Raw genomic sequence first — 17178 nt, forward strand, 5'->3', positions numbered from 1 at the left:
ATTATTAGTATTTAGTCCTACGAACTCAATGCCGCATTCCCAGCCCTTTTCCGCTCGTTTTCGGTTAACAAAATCTTCCGCATACGGATTGACTTAGGTGTAACCTCCAGGTATTCGTCCTTCTGGATATATTCCAGGGCCTCTTCCAGTGAGAATTTCTTTGCAGGAGCAATCTTAACGTTGTTGTCCGAGCCTGAAGCGCGCATGTTAGTCAGCTTCTTGCCCTTCTGCACGTTCACCACCAGGTCATTCTCACGCGAGTGCTCCCCGATTACCTGCCCTTCATACAGATCATCCCCCGGATCCACGAAGAATACACCGCGGTCCTGGAGCTTGTCGATCGAATAGGCCGTGGCCGGACCGCTTTCCATCGCGATCAGTGAACCGTTGATACGGCCGGGGATCTCGCCCTTGAACGGCGCGTAGTGACTAAACCGGTGTGTCATGATCGCTTCACCTGCCGTAGAGGTCAGTACATTATTACGCAATCCTATAATTCCACGTGCGGGAATATCGAATTCCAGGTGCTGCAGATCGCCCTTCGGCTCCATGATCTTCAGCTCACCCTTCCGCTGCGTGACCAGCTCGATTACCTTGCCCGACGTTTCCTGCGGTACATCGACCACCAGGTGCTCGATAGGTTCCGACTTCACACCGTCAATTTCCTTGATCAGTACCTGGGGCTGACCCACCTGCAGTTCGTATCCTTCACGACGCATGGTCTCGATCAGTACCGACAAGTGAAGTATACCTCGCCCGAATACATTGAATTTGTCTTCCGAAGAAGTTTCCTCAATCCGCAGCGCTAAATTCTTCTCCGTTTCGCGGAATAAGCGATCACGCAGGTGACGCGAAGTCACGAACTTGCCTTCCTTTCCGAAGAAAGGTGAGTTGTTAATGGTAAAAAGCATACTCATCGTAGGCTCGTCAATAGCAATACGAGGTATGATGTCTGGATTTTCCATCGTGGTGACGGTATCTCCCAGGTCAAAATCCTCAATTCCCACCAATGCACAGATATCTCCCGATCCAACACTTTCCACCTTGGTCTTGCCAAGGCCCTCAAAGGTCTGCACCTCACGGATCTTGATCCGCTTCAGACTTCCGTCCTTCTTGCTCAATGCCAGGTTGGCGCCTTCTTTGATTTCGCCTCGCTTCACGCGGCCAATGGCGATGCGGCCTACATAGTTGGAGTAATCCAGCGACGTAATCTGCATCTGCGGATCCCCTTCCGAAACTGGTGCCGGTGGAATAAACTCAACAATTGCGTCGAGCAGGGGAGTTATGGAATCCGTCTGCTGTTTCCAGTCGGTGCTCATCCAGCCGTGTTTCGACGAACCGTACAGGGTCTGGAAATCCAGCTGATCCTCGGTGGCATCCAGGTTGAACATCAGGTCGAACACCTGTTCGTGCACTTCATCCGGACGGCAGTTCTCCTTGTCCACCTTATTAATAACAACAATGGGCTTCAGGCCGAGTGACAATGCCTTGCTTAGTACAAAGCGTGTCTGCGGCATAGGACCTTCAAAAGCATCCACGAGGAGGAGAACGCCATCAGCCATCTTTAATACACGCTCTACCTCGCCTCCAAAATCGGAGTGACCGGGTGTATCAATGATATTAATCTTGATGCCTTTATAACGAACGGATACGTTCTTGGAAGTAATAGTGATGCCCCGCTCCTTTTCCAGGTCCTGGTTATCAAGGATGAGATCTCCTGTTTCAGTTCCTTCCCGGAATATCTGTGAGGCGTGAATAATTTTGTCAACCAGCGTGGTCTTACCGTGATCGACGTGGGCGATGATCGCCACATTTCTAATGGATTGCATAGCTTCTTTTTACGAGGTGCAAAGCTACGCTAATTTGTTGGATAGTGAAACCCCCGGAACAGGGGTAATTTTGATGTACCTTTTATAGCAAAAATTAACCATTTTTACCATGTAAGGTTTTAATGGTTTTTCAACTTTTCGACTACCAAACTTAAAGTATTACTTTAAATGGTAGGTGATGTAAGATTAATAAGCGGGTTACCTTCAGTGAGTTATGGTCGTTTATTTAAATTATTCACTTAATGTGAAATTTCTTACATTCTTATTACAACCGTTTTAGCTCACTGAAGATCACCATCTTACCTTATCTTCTTTAGTGATCCCGTTGGATGAAGGGACCTTAGTGATAACAGGTTTCTTTGTTTTCGTTGTTACAGGCTGCTGCTTTTCAACAAAGCCCATTGAAACCATTACCAGGAGGAGGAGTGCAGTTAAAATTTGATTTTTCATAATCGGTTTCAGTTTCAAATGGTTACCAGTTCTTTTCGTCCTTGGTTGCTCCTTTAGCCATATCCTTCTTTTCGGTGTTTGGCTCAATTGACTCTTCTGAGCATCCTGTGAAAATTCCTGAGAACAGTACAAATACGAGTGCGGCGAGTAATTTTGTCTTCATGGTTTTATTATTTAATGCTTTTAAATTGAATGTTACCAGTTCTTTTCGTCCTTGGTTGCCCCTTTGGCCATATCCTTCTTTTCGGTGTTTGGCTCAATCGACTCTTCTGAACAGGCGGTAAAAATTCCTGAGAACAATACGAAGGCGAGGGCGGCGAGTAATTTTGTCTTCATGGGTTTATTGGTTTTAGCTGAATGAAGAATGTTTTACCAGTTCTTTTCGTCCTTGGTTGCTCCTTTGGCCATATCCTTCTTTTCGGTGTTTGGCTCGATTGTTTCTTCTGAACAGGCGGTAAAAATTCCTGAGAACAATACGAAGGCGAGGGCGGCGAGTAATTTAGTTTTCATGGGTTTATTGGTTTTAGTTGTACATTTAATTAAATTCAATTTTTTAAATATTTGTACTACTTCTTACATCACTGTTATGTCCCAATCTGGGAGCCAACGTTTGTTTGTCGGCGAGTACATTTCAAAGATGTGAGGTATTTTTTTGGGAAACTTGCAAATAATGAATACGACCTTACTAGCGTTATTTCTTAAGGGGCTTGTCAAAATAAGGTGTAAACATTACTCCTTATTCATTGTAATGTTTTTGTGTAATTCTACTCAAATAATTGCACAAGAAGAACCATTTACTAATGTCGAGTCCTCTTCTTACCAGAATGACTCCGCATTGGCATACTTTCATTTTAAACGTTTTGAAGCTAATGTAAAGGCGTTAAATGACTCGGCAATATTTCATGCACGCCAGAGTAAGGCTTTGGCAGAAAAAATCAACGATAGCCTCTTGATAGTTAGGTCTGCTTATGCACTTGGATTCTTATTTAAAGAACGCGGTAATTATCAGGTTGCTCAAAACTATTACTTAGAGTCACTTAAAATCGCCGAGGGTCATAAAAATGATTTCTCCTATTCAGAAAGAGTTAAGTCGATATATAACGGGTTAGGGTTAGCGTATTATAATGATGGGATATATCAAGAAGCTTTGAGAGCCTACTTTAAAAGTATAGATATTCGAAAAGCTGAAATAAATGAAGGTCTCAGCAGGAAAGATGCAAACCTAGGTTTATCATACACCAATCTAGGGTTAGTTTATTACAAACTTGGTGACTTAGAAAGAGCAATTGATTATCAGCATCAAGCTTTGAAAGAGTATATTGATGTTAACGCGAATGATCTTGCCGAAAATTATGTCAACCTTGGCTTAGCATATTCTCAAATGGTGAATTATGCCAAACGGTATGAAGGTGATTACTCTGAGAAGATGATCATCGATAGTGCTATTTATTACTTCCAAAAAGCAAATCTAAGATGCGAGTATTTCGAAGAGTGCTCCCCAAATACTCAGTTTGAAATGTTCAATGGACTCGGTTTAGTTTATGAAAAAATAGATTTGATTGATTCTTCATTATATTATTTGAATAAAGCTGGCGAAGCATTTCCTAGTGCTCCTAATAGAGTTATTGTCCTTCACAATAAATCTCAAGTTGAGTTAAATAAAAAAAATTATTCTGAAAGTATCTATTTTGCTGATCAGGCACAATTAATAATTGACAGTGCCGAATTAAAAAGTCTCAAACCAACAAATTATTATTTATTTGCCGAAATCTACGAGAAGCAAAAAAATTACAAGAAAGCTTATAAATATTATCGCTCCTATGATTCTCTTGATCAGCTTTTGTTTAATGAAAAGGTTTTAAGTGGAACTAAATCTTTGGAAATCGAATACGCTGAAAGTTCAAATTTACAACAGATAAGGGAGCAAAAATCAAAAATTAAAGAGCAAGAAAAATCTTTGCTTCTTTCCGCTATTATTATTGGCCTTATTTCTTTTATTGGGATTATATTATATCGAAATAATCTTCAGCGTAAAAAGGCCAACAACCAACTCTTCCAGGCCAATAAAATTATTGAGGAACAGAATCAGCAATTAAAAAACATGAATAATGTGCTGGAGGAACGGGTCCGGGAGCGCACCAAGGAGTTGAAAACAGCCAACGTAGCACTGAAACAATCCAACATGGAGCTGGATAACTTTATTTATAAGACCTCCCATGATATTCGCGGTCCGCTCGCCACTCTCCAGGGAATTTGCAATGTTGCTTTGATGGATGTTCAGGATGCCAAGTCCATTGATTATCTGCAAAAACTGGGCAAAACCGCCTCTCGCTTGAATGAAATCCTGTCGAAACTCCTGGTGATCAATCAGATCAATAACTCGGTAATATCGCAGGACCCCATAGATTTCGAATTGATCGTGGATCACGTGGTACAGGATAACAGAAAGACCAATGCCGCTGATATTGCAGTTATCAAGGAAATTAATCCTCAGATGAAATTTCTAAGTGACCACGATCTTATTAAGATTATCATTGCCAACCTGGTCAATAACGCATTTAAATTCTATAATCAGTCATCCCGGGTTGAAAGTTTTGTGAAGATCGGCATTGATAGTGACCGTATCAATCTCAATATTAGCATTGTCGACAACGGTATTGGCATTGATGAGCAAGTTGGGGATAAGATCTTTGAGATTTTCTCCAAGGCTTCAGAAATGTCAGATTCTGCCGGATTGGGTCTTTACCTGGTAAAACTATCGGTTGAAAAATTGAAAGGTCGGATCATATTGAAACGAACCAGAGAAGGATATACTGAATTTAAAGTTAAGATTCCTCTGAATCAAGATGACTAATTATTTTATAAGTTACAGTCTCAAAAGGGATGAATTAATTTTTCTTGGAAAAGTTTTAGACCAACGTAGAATGTTCTTTAAGGTTTTTAATAAGTCCAAGCCATCTAAAGATCATTTAAATATTAAACGGAAAATATTAAGCGGAATAAATTTTGAAGACACAGTAAGCACTATTTCATTCCAAAAAAGGGAATTGGCATATCTAAATAATGTGCTTCTTCAATATTTCATAAGTCTTCTGAAAAATGACTTATTCCAGGACGAAAAACAATACATACATCTGTTAAAAGAATTTACCGAAAAATTGGGTGAAAATAATATTAAAGTTTTTGATGAATTATTCAACTAAATGACTCCCAGCAAATACATACTTATTATTGATGATGATTTAGACATTGTTCATACAATTAAGGATCAAATATTTAGTGTTTTTGGTACTGAATTTAAATATGAAACTGCTGGTTCAGGCGAAGAAGGTATTAGTTTGGTTAAAGAGATAATACTTGAAGAAATTGATATTTTAATAACAATATCAGACTGGTTAATGCCTGGTATGAAAGGAGATGAATTTCTCATTACTTTGCATAAAATAGTGCCTGATGCAATAAAAATAATGATTACTGGGCACGCAACAGAAGATGCAATCCAAAGAGCTTACAAGGAAGCAAATCTATATCAATTATTTGCAAAGCCCTGGAATAAAAATGAACTGATAAGTGCAATTAAAAAACAAATAGAGGATTGAACGTCAGGCTAAAACCATAAAACAAAAATAATTATATTCCTAACCTACCTTACCCGTTCAGCCAGTTCTTCCCTTGTAAGCGTAAGCATTCGTCCAAGCTGTTCTCCTTCACGGAAGGTTGCCGTACGCAGCCAGATACGCGCATCCGGAATTTCAAACGGGCCCGTGTATTTCGTGCCATGGGAGTCCGGGAAGGTGCCGTCCATCGAATAGTATACGTCCGCGCCTGGAACGACGGTCGAGATCTCACACATTAGCTTGTCTCCCTCCTTTTTCACCCGGATGATCGGTTCATACACCGCGGTACTGATCGGAATATCCCGCTGCTTAAACACATCAAAATGGGCTTCCACGCGGCGCTCAAAGTCGGCCCAGTTCTTCTTCTCCTTCGGGCTCCAGGTCGATTCCACCACAGCAAACGCGCGTGGATAGGTCATATACAGAGCATACCGAAACGTAGGGATTTGTTCGGTCCACAGGTTTCCCTGTCCGCCCATTACGAGTTCCTCCACAGCTCCTTCGGGGACGGGTTCGAATTCATAGGTCTTCTGAAGCGACAGGCTCGCGTAGATCGGAACTTCCACGCTCCGGTCTCCCTGGGTGTAGTCGAGGTACGTATGAGTTGTAGGTGACATAACCACCTTGTGTCCTTCCTGAGTGGCTTCGATACCGCCCTTCACACCGCGCCAGCTCATTACTGCAGCGCCTTTCGCCAGTCCGCCTTCCAGGATCTCATCCCATCCGATCATTTTCTTGCCTTTGGAGGAGATGATCTTTTCCACGCGTTTCATGAAATAGCTTTGGAGTTCTTCGCCGGTTTCCAGCTTTTCCTTCTTCATCAGCTTCTGGTTGGCCGGGTCTTCGAGCCAGAAGTGGTGGTCGCATTCGTCACCGCCGGCATGGATGTATTCTCCCGGGAAGAGCATGGCAACTTCGGTGAATACGTCGTCGAGAAATTTAAAGACTTCCTCGTCGGCCGGGTTGAGGGTATTTTCAATCAGCATTTTAAACTCGCCGTTCCCATACCATTCCGAAAAAGCCGTTCCGGGGTTTACGAATTTGGGCTCCTTCAGTGTTGAAAGTTCGGGGTAAGCTGCCAGTGCCGCCATGCTGTGGCCGGGAACGTCGATTTCGGGTACGATGGTGATCTGCCGGTCTTTCGCATACTGCACCACCTCACGGATATCCTCATGGGTATAGAATCCTCCATAGGGTGTGGGTTCCCCGGGCTGGGGATCTTTGCGGGAGTTGAAGTACCCGACGCGTTCCACGCGCCATGCACCTACCTCGGTGAGTTTGGGGCGCGATTTGATCTCGATCCGCCAGCCGTTGTCATCGGTCAGATGCCAGTGAAACACATTAAACTTATATTCTGCCATCAGGTCGATGTACTGCATCACCTCTTCCTTGGTGAAGAAATGACGGCTTACATCGAGCATGAGTCCGCGCCATTCAAAGCGCGGATAATCGGTAATCGTACAGGCTTCAATCTGTTTATCCCCGATCAGTTGGCGTAATGTCTGTACGCCATAGAAAGCACCTGCCGGTGTATTGGCGGTAACGGTGATGCCTTCGGGTGCGGCATTCAGGGTATACCCCTCCTCCCCGATCGCCGGATCCGCCTTTTTATTCAGCACAAAGGAGACTACCACATTTCCGTTGGTGGCGATGTCGTGGTTGGTGAAGACTCCATCCACAAAATTTTTCATGGCCGACAGCTCCGATGGCAGGGAAATGCTGACGCCGGAGGAAAGGTCGACCGTGGCGCCGCTGGCGCTGTAGGATACGGGTGCGGGAATGATGTTGTGCTGGGAATAAAGAAGGCTGCTCACAAAAAGAAGCAGTACTGCTAGGATGGCATGATGTCTCATAGGGCTTATAAAGTTCTTATTGGTAACGAATTTATAAAATACCGCAAAAATCCGCTCCTGGTTTTAGATGACCGGCGCTGGGCTTCCATGAGCAGATGGGGGTGACAGTCAGAAATTCATGTTCTGCCAACCTCCTTAAAATCTTGAAAAAATCTGTAACTTTCTTCCATGAGAATTTTCACTTTCGCATTGTTTATATGGCTCGCAGGTTGTTCCACTACCCCGGAATACAGCGAAAATCCCATGCTGGCCCAGCGCGTCGCGGGGGTGTACAGCGGCAACCTGCCGTGTGATGATTGCGATGGCATCCGCTACCGGCTGGTTCTGAAGTCGGATCACACCTATGATGCCCAGCGGATCTACCAGGGATCAACCGATGAGCCGGTGCTGACATCGGGGTCCTATGTTTTTGCCGACAGCACGCTCCGACTGGACGGAATGACGGACATGAACCTGTTTGCGGTGGGCAATGCATCACTTTACATGCTTTCCGAAACCGGGGAGTTTTCAGAAGATGAACGATATACGCTTATGAAACTTTCAAGAGATGCTGGCACGCCCGAACCATCGGCCGAACAGGCAGAGGGCAATGATCCATGGATCCGGCAATACCGGGAGGGCATTGATTTCTATGCTACCGGAAATGAGCCATTCTGGAACGTGCAAATGGATTTCGACAAATTCATCAAATTCACCCGGATGGGCGGCCCGGAAATCACCCTCCCTCCTGTCGAGGGCATCCGCGCCCAGGATGCGAATGTAATCCTGTACCGGGGCGAGACCGAGACCGGCTCACTGGACGTGACTATACTTCAGCAGAGCTGTACCGATAATATGAGCGGCGCCCAGCGTCCGTTTAAAGTGCGTGTTCGCTACAAAACGGGTGACGATGAAGATTTTACCGAGCTGGAGGGCTGCGGCAATTACGTGGCCAATCCCCGGCTGCACAATATCTGGGCGGTGGTTTCGGTGAATGACGTTGCCCTAGACCCGGAGCAGTACACGGGCGGTATTCCCCGTTTAGAGCTATTCACTGCTGAAGGGCGCGTGCTGGGTTTCGACGGGTGCAACACCTTCAATGGATCCTTCTACGAGAAGGACCAGCAGCTGTACTTCTCAGCACTAATGTCGACCCTGATGGCCTGTATGGACATCCCCGATTCACAGGTTCCGGCCTTGCTGAGTTCCAAACGGTTCGATTACGCATTTGAAGACGGGATGCTGGTGCTCACAAGGGGGAATGAGCGTGTTGTGCTCCGTAATATCGATTAGAAGGATGTGTATCGATTCGGACCGAAGATACACGTTGGAATTATTACCGTAAATTTTTCTTCAGTTTAGCAACCCCTGTCAGATGATAAAATTCTTTAGAAAAATCAGACAAAAGTTCCTTTCAGAAGGCAAAACAGGACAGTATCTGAAATACGCATTTGGAGAAATCATACTTGTTGTGATTGGGATTTTGATTGCCCTGCAAATCAACAACTGGAATCAGGATCGACTTCTGAGGCATCAAATGAAGGCAAATCTCACAAACCTGGCCTCAGCGATTAAACAGGATTATGACCTTCTGAAAGCAATTGAAGAATCGAATGACTTCAGGTCTAATTCATTAGTGCAAATACTCAAATGGACTGAAGCTCAGGAAGCAGTTTCTAATCGCAGTGACCTGGTTGTGGCAGAAAGAGATACGACACCTGTAAAACTGACGAGCACCTTAATATGGGACAAAGAGGTGCCTGAAACATTCAACAAGGATTTTTTTACGGAAACATTTATATGGATAGGTCGACCCCGGAAGATGATCGTTCAGTATTATGCGATGGAGGAATTAAAAAATTCAGGGTTGTATTCCAGTTTAGAAAATCAACAATTAAAGGACTTATTAAATGAGTACTATACCGGTTTGAAGTGGGGTTTTGGAGGAGATGAATATGAACAAAATGATGCGTTAGCCGACTTAAGCAATTATGTAAGGGATAATTATTATCTTATGCTGAGCGATATACCTCTGGTGAATGAGCCATTAGCACTTATAAAAAATGACCCGGGCTTAGTGGTAAGAATCAGGGATGTGCAGGGTTCAGCCGCCTGGAGATTAATTATGGCTAAAACCAGCAAAATCAGGGCAGAAGTATTACTGAAGGAACTACAGGCAGAAATTAACAAACTGTAGTACTGATCCGAAATCAACCGTTCAAATATCACAATTCCCTCAAAACCGCTTAAACCGTTCAAAAGCCGCCTTTTCCAGCTCCTCGCGCTTCGATGGATGGGCAATCTCGATAAGGGCCTTTGCCCGCTGTCGCAGGTTCAGTCCGTACAAATGCGCGATCCCAAACTCCGTTACGATGTAGTGCACGTGCGCGCGCGTTGTGGTTACACTGGCGCCTTCCTTCAGGAACGGCGTGATCTTGGATATTCCCTTGTTGGTAATGGATGGCAGGGCGATAATGGCCTTGCCGCCGGGTGACAGCGATGCCCCGCGGATAAAATCCATTTGTCCGCCTACCCCCGAATACTGGAACGTACCAATGGAATCTGCGCATACCTGGCCGGTGAGGTCGATCTCGATAGCGCTGTTGATCGCGGTCACCTTGGGGTTCCTCCGGATGACAGCCGTATCGTTGGTGTACGAGGCGGTCTTCATCTGGATCATGGGGTTGTCGTGAATGAATTCATAGAACTCAGCATCTCCGAGGGCGAAGCAGGCAACGATTTTACCCGGACTGGTGATTTTATTTTCACCGGTGATCACGCCTTTCTTGATCAGGGGAACGAGACCATTGGTAAACATCTCTGTATGTACGCCCAGCCGGCGCCGGTCCTCGAGCTGTTCGAGCACGGCATTGGGAATACCGCCGATACCCATCTGCAGGGTAGCTCCGTCTTCGACGAGTTCTGCGACATGCTTGCCGATCTTTCGTTCCTGGTCGGAAAGTGGAGCTGATTGCAGCACACCAATGGGATGGTCGGTTTGCACAGCAAAGTCGATCTGTCGCACCGAGATAATGGCATCGCCAAACATACGCGGCACATAGGGATTGACCTCCGCGATTACCAGGTCTGCCGCCTGGATGGCTGGCAGGGTTATGTCTACCGAAGTTCCCAGGGAGCATAATCCGTGTTTATCGGGCGGCGACACCTGGATGAGGGCAACGTTGATGGGAAGTATTTTACGACGGAAGAGCTGATGGATTTCCGACAGGAAGATCGGAATATAATCTCCATAGCCGTCATCGACGTGCTTCCGCACATTGCCTCCCAGGAAGAAGCTGTTCAGGTGAAAGCTTTCACGACACTTTTCAGCCAAATAGGGCGCATCCCCTTCGGTATGCAGGTGTACCAGCTCGACATTGCGGAGTTCATCGGCACGCGCCACCATTTTTTCAACCAGCAATTCAGGGGTCATTGCGGCACCCTGAACAAACACACGCTGATTCGAGCCGATGTGTTTTACGGCCTCCTCGGCGGTCACCCATTGAAATGAGTGCGTGGAATAACTGCTCATATAATTTTTCGGATAATGAGATTGAAGGAGATGTCGAGCATCTCGTTTACCTTGACCATACCCATGAATTTAACGGGCGGTTCGAGGTTGAAATCGACGAAGCTTACCTGGCTTTTTCCTGAACAAATAAGGGTTCGTTCGTCATCATGCACTTCCACCGGAATGCGGTACCCACTTTTAACACCGGCAAGCACAATTGCTATATTGGCAATGAATTTGCCATCACCAATGGGTTCAATTGTTTCGAGGATCATTCGAAGATAGGGATGGTCATCCGCCTGGAGGAGTTCCCTGAATTCGCGGGTCATCTGGTTGATTCCGCAGTCAAAGTCTTTCACACGGATCTTGAGGGATGCGTTGGTGAGGTGCACAACCTTATCCTCGTTAGTCATGGTTATCTCAACGGTATCCTTATCAAGGGTTTCACATTGCGCACAAAGGAATTTATTGATATTGGTCTTGCCGTGAATATTCAGCGAACTTGCCGGGTCGACCATGATGGAAACCGTTTTCTGACAGAAAGCGCAGGCTCCGGCTAATGACAGGACGACTATAAAAAGAAATGTTTTCACGGGGTTAAGGATATCTTCAGTTAAGATAACAAATCAAAGGCCGGGAATATTCCCCGGCCTTCGAAAATTTATGCATTCTATTCTAGAAACTGATGGCTGCTTCGATAACGATTCCGTCAAAGCTTGCACCGTCATATTTGGATGATTGCCATCCGTCGCCTTTGTATTCCTGGTTTACGTATTCGATTTTGGCAAGGATGTTCTTGGTAAGATACCAGCCACCACCGATATTGATCCGGTTGATCTTTATTTCAGGGTCACCTTCGTTCCGTTCGCCACTTATTGCGTTGTAACGTCCGCCGATGTAGAGTTGATCACGTCCACCGAAGCGATACAGGGCTTCTGCTGCTACCTGGTTGAAGTTACCATTACCCTGGTCTTCTCCATTGTTGATGATTTCATAGAGTCCGAAGAATTCCAATCCGCCAAGTTTGAATGAAGGAGCCAGTTGGATCGCTGTCATTTGTCGGAATCTTGGGTTAAAGCGTGGTTCGAAGTCACTGCCGCTTGCATTTCCTTCACCGTCAACCGCCCAAAGAACACCGTAGTAACGTCCACCAGCACGGTCACCACCGAAGAGGTAGGTTCCTGTAGAAGTTCCATTGTTGGTATACCATGATCCTGTGATCCGGAAGAAGTTGTCCTCGTCACCTATTGGCATTTGATAACCCAGTTTTCCGTAGAAAGACATTTTATTATCAGTATTGTCATTTACGATCACGTTCTGGTTGAGTTTACCATTGGACAAACCGAGTACCACGATGAAGTTGCCGGGGAGTAAGGTTACTTCACCAAACGCTTCAGTTGTAAAGGAGTCCATGATCAGGTTACCTACGAAGGGGTTATAAATCGCACGGGCGTTGTCTGAGCGACGGAAGTGCCAGTCGCCGTAATTAAGCTCATCGAGACCAACAGTGATTCGGGCAATCTTCATGAAGTTTTCCGCGAAACCCGGCTTAATGAAGTCCAGTTTGTCAATCTGCAGGTATCCACCCTTTACCCATGCTTCCTCGTGGTGACGAGAAGAAAGATATGTACGCAAGTGCATGCGAACACCATCATACAGCTGAACGTCAAGGTTCAGGTTGGCAGTGGGCAGGTTGAAGTTACCTCCCATGTCGGCAAGGTTGCCGGCAAGGTTATCCTGGCTCAGGCCCTGGAACTGAATAGCGAAGTCACCTCCTACGCGAACCTGCAGTCCGTCGTATCCTACGGTATCTGTTTTGGACACTTCATATACATTAAGTCCTCGCGCATCATTATATCTGAAATACTGGAGGTTGCGGTTAAACTGCGCGGTGGCAGTGCTGGCCACCATGGCCAGTAAACCGATAAGCAAGATGATTGATTTAGTTTTCATGATTTGTATTGTTATAATCTAACGTCTTATTTTTTGTAATTCACGGTGTATTTGACAGTAATTTCGTCGCCTGTTTTTATGGATCCGAACATAGCGGTCGGTGGTTCAATATTGAACTGTGTCATCTTCATCGGATAGTTTCCTTCAAATTTCACAGTGCTTCCTGATACGGTCGCCATGACGTCCATATCCACAGACTTGGTGGTTCCTGCGATCGACAGGTCACCGGTTGTTGAAACTTTGAATTTTCCTCCACCTGCGTCGGAAATTCCGTTGACTTTTTTGAGCGTGTAGGTAATGTTGGGATACTTGTCCTCGTTCAATGCCTTGTAGGTGTTTTTGTCCATACCACTCTTGTGGCTTTTCAGTCCGTCTACAACAACTGTAAAGCTCAGCGACTTAACGGCCTCGAGCTTACCGGCAGCATCAATCGAAGCGCTTCCTTTCATACCTTCCGCCTCAATCTCCCAGTCATGCAAAGTGGAAGTACCCTCGACCACGAGGGATGAGGACGATGCGTCCAGCGAATACTGGGAATAACCCCAGGCTGGCACCAGCATTAGAAATAGAATTGCGATTTGATTTAACTTTCTCATGGTGTTTCCCTGTTTGACACTTCAATATTAGGCCATAAATAATGCCAAAATCATGACACTTATCATGTATTCGGGTGATATACAACTCAATACCCATATGATATTTATTGTCTTTTCTCACTCTTCAGGAATTCCATTTTATAAATCATTGATTATATGGTATTTACACGAACTTTACTCCGTTTATAGAATATGTTGTAACTTCATTATTGGCTTTCTCGTTATATTCGCAGTAATCATTTTGTGGAAGCATGAGGAGTTTTGGTGTCTTATTGAGCTTTATATTAGGAGTATCCTGTACCCCGCGTGAATTGTCTACTTCCCTGCAGGGAGAAGTACGTATGGATTTTGAAAATCTTCAGATTCTGCGCACACCAGACGAGCGATTCGCCGATATCAGCAATTTCGACTACCCGTCGCACTACGCCGTGGTGGACGGCGACATCCGTATGCATTACCTGGATATCAATCCGAACGGTGAAAACATTATTGTGCTGGTACACGGTGAACCCACCTGGGGTTATACCTTCAGATCCATGATCCCCGGTTTTATTGAAGCCAATTACCGCGTGATCGTTCCGGATCTGATCGGGTTCGGAAAGTCGGACAAACTACAGCAAGATTCCGACTACACCTATGCCCGTCACGTACAGTGGCTGAAGACTCTGCTGTTCAACGAGCTCCACCTCGATAACATTCACTTATTCATACATGGCTGGGGCGGACTGATTGGTCTGCGCATCGTGGGCGAAGTGCCCGAGCGCTTTGCAACCGTTATCGCCAGCAATACCGGGCTCCCCACCGGCGATGAAATTCCCAATGAAAGTTTTATCGCCTGGCAGGAAGAATCTCGGAATTATGAGAAATTTCCGGTAGCAGAACTGATCCAGGAGCAAACTACTGTAGATCTTACCTGGCAGGACCTGGCAGCCTTTGATGCGCCTTTCCCTACAGAAGCACATAAATCAGGTGTTCGCTCAGCGCCCATGCTGGTACCTACCACACCGGATAATCCGGCAAGTGAAGCCAACCGCCATGCCTGGGCCCGGCTGCGGGAATTTAACAAGCCGTTCCTTACCGTTTTCTCCCCGACCGATAACTTCTCCAGCGGGTGGGCACGCAGTCTGCGGGAAAAAATACCGGGGGCAAAAAATCAGCCCCATATCTATATGGCTGGCACAGGACATTTTATCGAAGAAGATATGGGTGATGAAATGGCCCTGCACATTATCTCCTTTATCGCCAATTCGAAAGAATAATTTCACACTTCCTTTTTATAAATCGTCGCAAAAAGCCAGCAGATATTTTATAATTGCAATATGAAGTTACTGTTAGCGAGTGTCTTATTAGTTTTCTCATTGCATTTGAGCGCCCAGGAGTCCTACGTTTTACTGGTCTCTTTTGATGGCTTCCGCTACGACCACGCCGAACATTACAAGCTTCCGCATTTCCTTCAGCTCGCTAAAGAAGGCGCCACTGCCCCCTTCATGCGCCCCAGCTACCCCAGCAAAACCTTTCCTAATCATTATACGCTGGTTACAGGTCTTTATCCGGGGAACCACGGACTGGTTGATAATGCATTTTATGATCGGGAAGAACAGGTCTTCTACCGTACCAATAACCGGGACATCGTGGAAGATGCCGCATTCTATGGCGGCACGCCCATCTGGCAGCATGCACAGAATAACGGACTGCGGTCGGCATCCTATTTCTGGGTAGGCTCTGAAGCTCCTGTGCTGGGGAAATACCCCGACATATACAAGATTTACGACCATGATTTTCCGAATGACCAACGTATTGATTCGGTTTTCAGCTGGTTCGCATTACCCAAAAAGGAACGTCCGAGTGTCGTTACACTTTACTTCTCCATCGTAGATTCGGAAAGTCATGACTTCGGTCCGAACAGCGAGGAAAACCACCAAACCCTCCTGGAGGCCGACCGGCTGCTGGGCAGGCTGATGGAAGGTATACAGAAAAGCGGATTGCCCATTAACCTGATCGTGGTTTCCGATCATGGCATGTATGAAATGAAATACGATGTGGATACCTATATCGACCTGGGAGACCTGATCACCTTCCCCAGGGATGCAGTGAAAATGTCCAACAGTGAAACGCACATACACCTCTATGTGAATGATCCTGACGATACCGGCTGGATATATGACCGGCTTAAGTCGCAGGAAAAAAATTACAAGGTATACCTGCGCGATGAAATCCCTGCATTGTGGCATTATTCTTCCAACCCGCGCATCGGTGATTTACTGCTCGTGGCGAGTCCGGGACATGCCTTCCGTGTCGCCTCCCGAAACGAGACCTATGGCACCCACGGCTTTGATCCCTATACCGTACCTGAAATGGGTGCTATCTTCTATGCCTGGGGACCGAATATCAAACCCGGCTCCAGTGTTCCCGGGTTTCAGAATATACATGTGTTCCCATTCATGTGCCGTATCCTGGGTATTGAACCTCCGGAATGCGACGGCGACGTGGCAGTACTCGAACCTTTGCTGAAATAGCAAGGGAACTAAAGTGCCATTTGTACGTTTAAACTAGTAATATAACGTACTATGGACGAATCATTCATCAACCAGCTTTGGCACAGTCACCAGGAATGCACAAAATGCCCTCCTGCCCATGAGGTAAGGAATTTTTACCGTGGACTTCTGGGCCTCCTCTTTCCACCATTTGCCGAAAAATCGCTTACCGATGTACAGTCCATCCATGTACGTGTTGATGAATTACGCGTGATGCTCAGAAGGATTCTGTACCGCAACCTGCTGGAATCCGAGGAACAAAAGATTGAGAATGCCTTTTTCAGCCGCCTGCCGAACATATATGAATCGATCCAGAAAGACATCACCGCCATGTACGAGGGTGACCCCGCAGCGCGCTCGCGGGATGAGGTGATACGTGCCTATCCGGGGTTTTATGCGATCTCCGCCTACCGTATAGCGCATGCACTGGCCGACCTGGGAGTGGAAACCATTCCAAGGATGATCACAGAACATGCCCATGGCATTACCGGTATCGATATCCATCCACTGGCTGAGATCGGTGAATATTTCTGTATCGACCATGGAACGGGCGTGGTAATCGGCGAAACAACCCATATAGGCAATCACGTAAAGATATACCAGGGTGTTACACTGGGTGCGTTAAGCGTAAGCAAGGAAGACGCAAGTACCAAGCGGCATCCTACTATTGAGGATGGTGTGGTGCTGTATGCCGGCGCGACTATCCTGGGCGGAAGCACCGTCATTGGATCAGGATCTGTGATCGGTGGAAATGTCTGGCTCACCCAAAGCGTACCCCCGAATTCAAAAATTTATTACAAAGCGACCATGTCCCATACCAATGAAGGGACAAGCGACATGGTAATCATAAAATAAT

At 45.9% G+C, this 17178-nt stretch carries 18 protein-coding genes; 8 read left to right on the forward strand and 10 right to left on the reverse strand.

Translation table 11 applies throughout. The features are described from left to right. Nucleotides 1-17: 17 nt before the first annotated feature. The 5 genes from typA to LDX50_RS02860 form a co-directional block, all read right to left on the reverse strand. Entirely contained in the window at nt 18-1829 is a 1812-nt protein-coding gene (gene typA / locus LDX50_RS02840; RefSeq protein WP_225696894.1) for a translational GTPase TypA, read from the reverse strand. 291 nt (nt 1830-2120) lie between these two features. Continuing rightward, nucleotides 2121-2279, reverse strand: a complete 159-nt coding sequence (locus LDX50_RS02845) for a hypothetical protein (RefSeq protein ID WP_225696895.1) — start codon at nt 2277-2279, stop codon at nt 2121-2123. 22 nt (nt 2280-2301) lie between these two features. Then, a complete protein-coding gene (locus LDX50_RS02850) occupies nt 2302-2442 on the reverse strand; it encodes a hypothetical protein (RefSeq protein WP_225696896.1) in 141 nt (46 codons plus the stop codon). 32 nt (nt 2443-2474) lie between these two features. After that, nucleotides 2475-2615, reverse strand: coding sequence for a hypothetical protein (locus LDX50_RS02855; protein WP_225696897.1), 141 nt, complete (start codon nt 2613-2615; stop codon nt 2475-2477). A gap of 33 nt (nt 2616-2648) precedes the next feature. Beyond that, a complete protein-coding gene (locus tag LDX50_RS02860) occupies nt 2649-2789 on the reverse strand; it encodes a hypothetical protein (protein ID WP_225696898.1) in 141 nt (46 codons plus the stop codon). Nucleotides 2790-2949: 160 nt separating this feature from the next. On the opposite strand from LDX50_RS02860, the gene LDX50_RS02865 reads away from it, so the two are divergent. Genes LDX50_RS02865 through LDX50_RS02875 form a run of 3 tightly spaced genes read left to right on the forward strand, consistent with a single transcriptional unit; the run spans nt 2950 to nt 5878 of the window. Next, entirely contained in the window at nt 2950-5133 is a 2184-nt protein-coding gene (locus LDX50_RS02865) for a tetratricopeptide repeat-containing sensor histidine kinase (protein ID WP_225696899.1), read from the forward strand. After that, the gene (locus LDX50_RS02870; RefSeq protein ID WP_225696900.1) at nt 5126-5482 is read left to right on the forward strand and encodes a hypothetical protein; all 357 of its coding nucleotides are present in this window, start codon (nt 5126-5128) and stop codon (nt 5480-5482) included. Before LDX50_RS02865 ends, LDX50_RS02870 begins: the two co-directional genes overlap by 8 nt. Then, a complete protein-coding gene (locus LDX50_RS02875; protein WP_225696901.1) occupies nt 5483-5878 on the forward strand; it encodes a response regulator in 396 nt (131 codons plus the stop codon). A gap of 44 nt (nt 5879-5922) precedes the next feature. Here LDX50_RS02875 and LDX50_RS02880 read toward each other — a convergent pair whose 3' ends face one another. Then, complete coding sequence (locus LDX50_RS02880) at nt 5923-7749, reverse strand: beta-N-acetylhexosaminidase (protein ID WP_225696902.1); 1827 nt, start codon at nt 7747-7749, stop codon at nt 5923-5925. A 168-nt stretch (nt 7750-7917) separates the two neighbouring features. On the opposite strand from LDX50_RS02880, the gene LDX50_RS02885 reads away from it, so the two are divergent. After that, the gene (locus LDX50_RS02885; protein WP_225696903.1) at nt 7918-9021 is read left to right on the forward strand and encodes a copper resistance protein NlpE N-terminal domain-containing protein; all 1104 of its coding nucleotides are present in this window, start codon (nt 7918-7920) and stop codon (nt 9019-9021) included. Nucleotides 9022-9103: 82 nt separating this feature from the next. Then, a complete protein-coding gene (locus LDX50_RS02890) occupies nt 9104-9925 on the forward strand; it encodes a DUF6090 family protein (RefSeq protein WP_225696904.1) in 822 nt (273 codons plus the stop codon). 39 nt (nt 9926-9964) lie between these two features. Here LDX50_RS02890 and LDX50_RS02895 read toward each other — a convergent pair whose 3' ends face one another. The 4 genes from LDX50_RS02895 to LDX50_RS02910 all read right to left on the reverse strand — a co-directional run bounded on the left by LDX50_RS02895 (nt 9965) and on the right by LDX50_RS02910 (nt 13788). Further along, complete coding sequence (locus LDX50_RS02895) at nt 9965-11260, reverse strand: acetyl-CoA hydrolase/transferase family protein (RefSeq protein ID WP_225696905.1); 1296 nt, start codon at nt 11258-11260, stop codon at nt 9965-9967. Continuing rightward, nucleotides 11257-11832 carry a hypothetical protein gene (locus LDX50_RS02900; RefSeq protein WP_225696906.1) on the reverse strand — a complete coding sequence of 192 codons (576 nt, stop codon included), beginning with the start codon at nt 11830-11832 and terminating at the stop codon, nt 11257-11259. Before LDX50_RS02900 ends, LDX50_RS02895 begins: the two co-directional genes overlap by 4 nt. 82 nt (nt 11833-11914) lie before the next feature. Next, the gene (locus LDX50_RS02905) at nt 11915-13192 is read right to left on the reverse strand and encodes a hypothetical protein (RefSeq protein ID WP_225696907.1); all 1278 of its coding nucleotides are present in this window, start codon (nt 13190-13192) and stop codon (nt 11915-11917) included. Nucleotides 13193-13218: 26 nt separating this feature from the next. After that, nucleotides 13219-13788, reverse strand: a complete 570-nt coding sequence (locus tag LDX50_RS02910; protein ID WP_225696908.1) for a YceI family protein — start codon at nt 13786-13788, stop codon at nt 13219-13221. Between the two features lie 251 nt (nt 13789-14039). On the opposite strand from LDX50_RS02910, the gene LDX50_RS02915 reads away from it, so the two are divergent. Genes LDX50_RS02915 through LDX50_RS02925 form a run of 3 tightly spaced genes read left to right on the forward strand, consistent with a single transcriptional unit; the run spans nt 14040 to nt 17177 of the window. Beyond that, nucleotides 14040-15047, forward strand: coding sequence for a haloalkane dehalogenase (locus LDX50_RS02915; RefSeq protein ID WP_225696909.1), 1008 nt, complete (start codon nt 14040-14042; stop codon nt 15045-15047). A 60-nt stretch (nt 15048-15107) separates the two neighbouring features. Further along, entirely contained in the window at nt 15108-16304 is a 1197-nt protein-coding gene (locus LDX50_RS02920) for an alkaline phosphatase family protein (protein ID WP_225696910.1), read from the forward strand. Nucleotides 16305-16355: 51 nt separating this feature from the next. Then, nucleotides 16356-17177: a serine O-acetyltransferase gene (locus LDX50_RS02925; RefSeq protein ID WP_225696911.1), complete on the forward strand. Its 822-nt coding sequence runs from the start codon at nt 16356-16358 to the stop codon at nt 17175-17177. Nucleotide 17178: the final 1 nt, after the last annotated feature.

The organism is Fulvivirga sedimenti (genome assembly GCF_020328055.1).